Source organism: Roseateles sp. P5_B10, assembly GCF_056400485.1.
Window position 1 is genome coordinate 1 of sequence record NZ_JBFULE010000246.1, and the last position, 6,848, is coordinate 6,848.

Consider the following 6,848-nt stretch of genomic DNA (forward strand, 5'->3'; position numbering starts at 1 on the left):
TTTCGAGGCCGTCAGCGAAAGCGTGCAGACGCAGGCGACCGGCGCCGAGCAGATCAGCCAGGCACTGACACAGTTGACCGAAGCCGCCCAGCAGACCGTCGACTCGCTGCGCCAGTCGGGCCAGGCGATCGACGGCTTGCACCAGGCGGCTGGCGGGCTGCGCAGCGGCGTCTCGCGCTTCAAACTGGCGCAGGCCTGAGGCCCGAGGGCCGGCCGGATGCTGTTCATCCTTTTTCAGATCGGCAGTGAACGCTACGCGCTCGACGCGGGTCAGGTCGTCGCCGTGCTGCCGCGGCTTGGCGTGAAGGCGATCCCGCTCGCGCCGTCGACGGTGGCCGGCCTGTGCGACTACCGAGGTGTGCCGGTGCCGGTCATCGACCTCAGCGAACTCGCGCTCGGCCGCCCGTCAGCGAACCGCCTGAGCACGCGCATCGTGCTCGTGACTTTCCCCGATCCCGCAGCCGGCCCGCACCTGCTCGGCCTGTTGGTCGAAAGGGCGACGCAGACGCTGCGCCGCGAGCCGGCGGAGTTCGTTGCGGCCGGCGTCAACGTCGACGCAGCGCCCTGGCTCGGCCCGGTGACGACCGACGCGCAGGGGCTGATCCAGCGCGTCGAGGTGCAGGGTCTGCTTCCGGCGTCGCTGCGCGCGATGTTGTTCGACGAGGCCGGGGCAGCGTGATGGACATGACCCGTTTCGAGCAATTGCTCAAGCAGACGATGGGCCTGGATGCGGCCTCGATCGGATCGGCGTCCGTCGAGCGTGCGGTGCAGGAGCGGCTGTCGGCCTGCGGGCTGGCGGACGCGCAGGCCTACTGGGAACGGCTCTGCGGCTCGAGCGTCGAGTTGCAGGAACTCATCGAGGCGGTGGTCGTGCCCGAGACCTGGTTCTTCCGCGACCCGGCAGCCTTCGTGGCGCTGGCGCGCCTGGCCGGCGAGGAAGCGCCTGCTCAGGCGCAGGGCGTGCTGCGCTTGCTGAGCGTGCCGTGCGCGACCGGCGAGGAGCCCTATTCGATGGCCATGGCATTGCTCGACGCCGGCTTTCCGGCCAATGCGCTGCGCATCGATGCCGTCGACATCAGCCTGCGTGCGCTGGCGCGGGCGCAGGTTGCGGTCTACGGCCGAAATTCGTTTCGCGGCAGCGACCTGGCGTTCCGTGATCGCCACTTCATCGCGACGGCGGGCGGCCACAGCCCGACGGAGGCGGTGCGCGGGCTCGTGCAATTTCGACCGGGCAACCTGCTGGACGGCCTGGTGGCCGGGACGGGGCTCTACGACGTCATCTTCTGCCGCAATGTGCTGATCTACTTCGACCGCGCCACGCAGGACCGCGCCATCGCGGTGCTGGGCCGGCTGCTTGCGCCGCGCGGCTGGCTGTTCGTCGGCCCGTCGGAGACGGCCCTGCTGTCGGATCACGGCTTCGTCTCTGCAAAGCTTCCGCTCGCGTTTGCCTTCCGCAAGGGGCCGGCGCCCGGCAGCGTCATCAAGCTCCGTGCAACCCCGGCGCCACCCAGGCCCGTACGTGCTCCGGCCCCGGTGGCCGCGCCCCCGCGGCCCGCTCGGCCCCGGGTGGCGCCCCCCGCTACCGCGCCGCAGGCGACTGTGCGGGCCGAAGCGGCGACGGGCATAGCCCACGCACAGCGCCTGGCCGACCAGGGCCACCTCGCCGAGGCTGCGTCGCACTGTGAAGCACATCTGCGCGAGCACGGGCCTACGGCCGATGCGTTCAATCTGCTCGGCCTGGTGCGCGACGCAAGCGGCAACACGGGCGATGCGGCCGACCAGTACCGCAAGGCGCTCTATCTGAACCCGAATCACCACGAGGCGTTGATCCACCTTGCCCTGCTGCTGCAAARGCAGGGCGACGCGGCCGGCGCGCGGCGCTTGCAGCAGCGCGCGAGCCGGCTGCAACCAGGCGGGGCTTGACATGAACATGCAAGTGGCCCTGGACGACTGCTGGAACCGCATCGGCATTCGCGGCGATGGTTCCTGCCCGGAACTGAAGCAGCACGTGCACTGCAGCCACTGTCCAACCCACGCCGCCGCCGCGCTGGCCTTACTTGACCGGCAGGCGCCGCCCGGCTACCTCGCCGACTGCACCCGCCACATGGCGCAGGCTCACGAGGCTGGGCTGGCCGAGGTGGGCTCGGCGGTCATCTTTCGCATCGGTGCCGAATGGCTGGCCCTGCCGACGCCGGTGTTCCAGGAAGTCGCCGCCTTGCCGGCGATCCATTCGCTGCCGAGCCGGCGCGGCGGCGTCGTGCAGGGTGTGGCCAACGTGCGGGGCGAGTTGCTGGTCTGCGTATCGCTGGGCAGCGTCCTCGGCCTGGCGCACGTCGCCGAGACGGGGCACGCACGGCAACGCCTGACACTGCGGCGCCTGGTGGTGATCGGCCTGGACGGCCAGCGCCTGGGCTTCGCGGTCGACGAAATGCACGGCATCCGGCGCTTCGATCCGGCCACGCTGAAGCCAGTGCCTGCCACCGTCGCGCGTGCCACGGCGACCTACTCCAAGGCGATCCTGGCCTGGCACGAACCCGCCACCCGGCCGCCCGAACGCGGGCGAACCCCTCGAGAAGCGCCAGGGGGCAGCAATGAGCGCGCGGTCGGCCTGCTCGACGAGCAACTGCTGCTCTACACCATTCAACGGGGCCTCGCATGAGCCCCGCCCGGCCGCCCGAAGGGGCTCATTCCCGCTTGGCGGGATGGCGCGCAGCGCCTAGGGAGCCCCAATGAGCAGCGTCGATCTCAGCGACCTGTCGATGCTGGACCTGTTTCGCATCGAAGTGGAGAACCACGCCCCGTTGCTGACGCAGGGACTGCTGGCCCTGGAGCGCAGTCCGGACGCCGCCGACCAGCTCGAGTCCTGCATGCGCGCCGCCCATTCGCTCAAGGGTGCCGCCAGCATCGTCGGCATTGGCGCCGCGGTGGAAGTGGCGCATGCGATGGAAGACTGCTTCGTCGCCGCTCAAACGGGCCGGTTGCGGCTGCGCCAACGTCAGATCGACCCGTTGCTCGCGGGTGTGGACCTGCTCGCGCGCCTGGGCCGGACCGCCGGGACGGACCCTGGCGACGCGCTGCAGGTGAAGGCCTTCGTCGACGCCCTGAAGACCGCGATGCTGGCCGGCGACGAAGACGACCCGGCGCCCGACGCGGCAGCGCCGGTGCTGCAGGCAGCGGTGGCGCCGCCCGCGGCGGCACCAGCGCGCGACGCCTCGGACCGCGTCGTGCGCGTCACCGCCGACAACCTGAATCGGCTGCTCGGGCTGGCCGGCGAATCATTGGTGGCCGCAAGGTGGCTCACGCCTTTCGCCAACTCACTGCTGCGGCTCAAGCGGCTTCAGCATGAGGTTGCGCAAGAGCGGGCCGCACCGCCCGAGGTCAGGCGCCGCATGCTGGAGTGCGAGCAGCTGTTGGCTCAGGGGTTGGCCGATCTGGAAACTTTCGAGCGGCGCTCGGCCGACCTGTCGCGCCGGTTGTACGACGAGGCGGTGGCCTGTCGGATGCGGCCATTCGCGGACGGTGTTCAAACCATGCCCCGCATGCTGCGCGACCTGGGGCGCTCGCTGGGCAAGCAGGTCAGGCTCGAAATCGTCGGTGCCGCGACGCCGGTGGACCGCGACGTGCTCGAGAAGCTGGATGCGCCGCTGGGCCACCTGCTGCGTAATGCGCTGGACCATGGCATCGAATTGCCTGGACAGCGACACGCCGTGGGCAAACCCGCGGAAGGCGTCGTGCGGCTCGAGGCGCGCCACAGTGCCGGGGCGTTACAGATCACCGTGTCCGATGACGGCGGCGGCATCGCCCTGGACGCACTGCGCAGCGCCGTCGTCGAGCGCCGCCACGCCAAACCCGAGGTCGCGGCCGAGCTCTCGGAGTCCGAGCTGCTGGAGTTCCTGTTCCTGCCGGGTTTCACGCTCAGCCGGCGGGTGACCGAGGTCTCCGGGCGGGGCGTCGGGCTCGACGTCGTGCAGGACATGGTCAAACAGGTGCGCGGCAGCGTTCGCGTGTCGACGCAGCCGGGCCTGGGCACGCGCTTCCAGCTGCAATTGCCGCTCACGCTGTCGGTAGTGCGCACGCTGCTCGTGCACATCGGCGGCGAGCCGTACGCCTTCCCGCTGGCGCGCATTTTCCGCGCCCTGAAAATCGCGCCACAGCGGGTCGAGTTGCTCGAGGGGCGGCAGCACGTCGAAGTCGACGGGCGACGCGTCGGCCTGGTCACTGCGCACCAGTTGCTGCAGGTGGACGCGCCCCAGGCCTTGGCGGGCGACTTGTCGGTCCTCGTCGTCGGCGACCACGAGGACATCTACGGCTTGGTGGTGGACCGTTTCCTCGGCGAATGCGAGCTGGTGGTGCAGGCGCTCGACCCGCGCCTGGGCAAGGTCAAGGACGTCAGCGCCGGCGCGCTGATGGAAGACGGGTCGCCGGTGCTCATCATCGACATCGAGGACATGATCCGCTCGGTGCAGAAGTTGATTGCCTCCGGCCAGCTGAGCCAGGTGCGGCCAGGCACCGGCGCCGCCGGGGCGAGCAAGCGCAAGCGCGTGCTGGTGGTCGACGACTCGCTGACGGTGCGTGAACTCGAACGCAAGCTGCTGGCCCAGCACGGCTTCGACGTCGAGGTGGCCGTCGACGGCATGGATGGCTGGAATGCGGTGCGCACCGGCCACTTCGACCTGCTGGTGACCGACATCGACATGCCGCGCATGGACGGCATCGAGCTGGTCACGCTGGTCAGGAAGGATCCGAACCTGAAGTCGCTGCCGGTGATGATCATGTCGTACAAGGATCGCGACGAGGATCGCCGGCGCGGGTTGGAAGCCGGGGCCAACCACTACCTGACCAAGGGCAGCTTTCAGGACGAGACGCTGCTGCAGGCGGCCGTGGACCTGATCGGCGAGGCGGTCGTCACATGAAGATCGCCATCGTCAACGACCTGCCGCTGGCCGTGGAGGCCTTGCGGCGCGTGCTGGCGCTGAAGCCGGAACACCGCGTCATCTGGGTGGCCGAGAACGGCGCGCAGGCGGTGCAGCGCTGCGCTGAACAGCGGCCCGACCTCGTGCTGATGGACCTGCTGATGCCGGTGGTCGACGGGGTCGAGGCGACACGGCGCATCATGGCGCAGACGCCGTGCGCCATCCTGCTTGTCACCTCCAACATGGGTGCCAACACCGCCCGCGTCTTCGACGCGATGGGCCACGGCGCGCTCGACGTCGTCGACACGCCGACGCTGGCCGGCACCGACCCGCACGCAGGCGCCGCACCGCTGCTGGCGAAGATCGAGATCATCGGCAAGCTGATCGGCGACAGCGCCCCGGCCCGGGTCGACGCCGCCCGGTCCGCTGCGAGGTTGCGCAAGAGCTGCCCGCAGCCCTTGATCGCCATCGGCGCCTCGGCGGGCGGCCCTGCGGCGCTGGCCACCTTGCTGCACGGCCTGCCGGCAGATTTCCCGGGTGCCGTCGTCATCGTGCAGCATGTGGACGAGCAGTTCGCCGCCGGCATGGCTCAGTGGCTCGGGCAGCATTCGACGCTGCCTGTGCGGGTGGCCGCGGAAGGCGACCGGCCCACCGCGGGCGTGGTGCTGCTCGCCGCCACCAACGACCATCTGCGGCTTGTGGCGGGCGGGTGCCTGGCGTACACGCCGATCCCGCGGGAGTACGTCTACCGTCCCTCGGTCGACGTGTTCTTCCACAGCGCCTGTGCGCTGTGGCGGGGCGGCGTCGTCGGCGTGCTGTTGACCGGCATGGGACGCGACGGCGCACTCGGTTTGAAGGCGCTGCGCGACCAGGGGCACCACACCATCGCGCAGGACCAGGCGAGTTGCGCCGTCTACGGCATGCCGAGGGCCGCCGTGGCGCTGGACGCTGCGGTGGACGTCCTGCCCATCGACGCGATCGCACCGCGGCTGCGCGCTGCGCTTTGCATGCAACCAGAACCAGGAGGCCATGATGATCGACCTTGATATGAAGAGCCTCGACCTCCCGAAGCCATCGGCGGCCAGGCGCCGTCCCGTCATGGTGCTGCTGGTCGACGACCAGGCGATGATCGGCGAGGCCGTGCGCCGCGCGCTGCTGAGCCACGCGGACATCGATTTCCACTACTGCGCCGATCCCGGGAAGGCGATCGCCTTGGCCGAGCAGATCGGGCCGACGGTGATCCTGCAGGACCTGGTCATGCCCGGCATCGACGGCCTGACGCTGGTTCGCCGCTACCGCGCCAACGCGGCCACCATGGACATCCCGATCGTGGTGCTGTCGACCACCGAGGACCCGGCGGTGAAAAGCGAAGCGTTCGAGGCCGGTGCCAACGACTATCTCGTCAAGCTGCCGAGCCAGGTCGAGCTGGTGGCGCGCATCCGCTACCACTCCAGGGGGTATTCGATCCAGCTGCAGCGCGACGAGGCGTACCGGGCCCTGCGCGAGAGCCAGCAGCAGCTGACGGAGTTGAACATCGAGCTGCAGCGGTTGACCTACGTGGACGGGCTCACCGAGATCAGCAACCGGCGCCGGTTCAACGAGCACATCCAGATGGAATGGAGCCGGGCGCTGCGCGACCAGAGCACGCTCTCCGTGCTGATGGTCGATATCGATGATTTCAAGCAGTACAACGACACCTACGGCCACCCGGCCGGCGACGAGGCCTTGCAGAAGGTGGCAGGCACCTTGCACCTGAATGCCAACCGCTCGACCGATCTCGTGGCGCGCTACGGTGGCGAGGAGTTCGCGCTGGTCATGACGACCACGCCGGCGGCCGGGGCCAGTTTCATGGCCGAAAAACTGCGCCTGGCCGTGCAGGACCTTGAACTGGCGCAGGGCGATTCGGCGCCGGCCCGGCACCTCACGGTGTGCATC

At 69.7% G+C, this 6,848-nt stretch carries 6 protein-coding genes and 1 pseudogene; all 7 read left to right on the forward strand.

What is annotated here, in order from left to right; translation table 11 throughout:
* A pseudogene (locus tag AC1DU6_RS15730) lies at positions 1–199 on the forward strand (methyl-accepting chemotaxis protein); the annotation flags it as partial.
* Between the two features lie 18 nt (positions 200–217).
* On the forward strand, positions 218–679 hold the full coding sequence (locus tag AC1DU6_RS15735) for a chemotaxis protein CheW (RefSeq protein ID WP_457390943.1): 462 nt from the start codon (positions 218–220) through the stop codon (positions 677–679).
* Positions 679–1,923, forward strand: a complete 1,245-nt coding sequence (locus tag AC1DU6_RS15740) for a CheR family methyltransferase (protein ID WP_477858186.1) — start codon at positions 679–681, stop codon at positions 1,921–1,923. The genes AC1DU6_RS15735 and AC1DU6_RS15740 overlap by 1 nt, the downstream gene beginning before the upstream one ends.
* Positions 1,924–1,936: 13 nt before the next feature.
* Positions 1,937–2,659 carry a chemotaxis protein CheW gene (locus AC1DU6_RS15745; protein WP_477858187.1) on the forward strand — a complete coding sequence of 241 codons (723 nt, stop codon included), beginning with the start codon at positions 1,937–1,939 and terminating at the stop codon, positions 2,657–2,659.
* 70 nt (positions 2,660–2,729) lie between these two features.
* Positions 2,730–4,913: a hybrid sensor histidine kinase/response regulator gene (locus tag AC1DU6_RS15750; protein WP_477858189.1), complete on the forward strand. Its 2,184-nt coding sequence runs from the start codon at positions 2,730–2,732 to the stop codon at positions 4,911–4,913.
* Positions 4,910–5,959 (forward strand): chemotaxis response regulator protein-glutamate methylesterase, encoded by a 1,050-nt coding sequence (gene cheB, locus AC1DU6_RS15755; RefSeq protein ID WP_457323002.1) that lies wholly within the window; start codon positions 4,910–4,912, stop codon positions 5,957–5,959. The genes AC1DU6_RS15750 and cheB overlap by 4 nt, the downstream gene beginning before the upstream one ends.
* Positions 5,943–6,848 (forward strand): diguanylate cyclase (locus tag AC1DU6_RS15760; RefSeq protein ID WP_477858191.1); only part of this gene is annotated, 906 nt, incomplete at its 3' end. The genes cheB and AC1DU6_RS15760, both read left to right, overlap by 17 nt.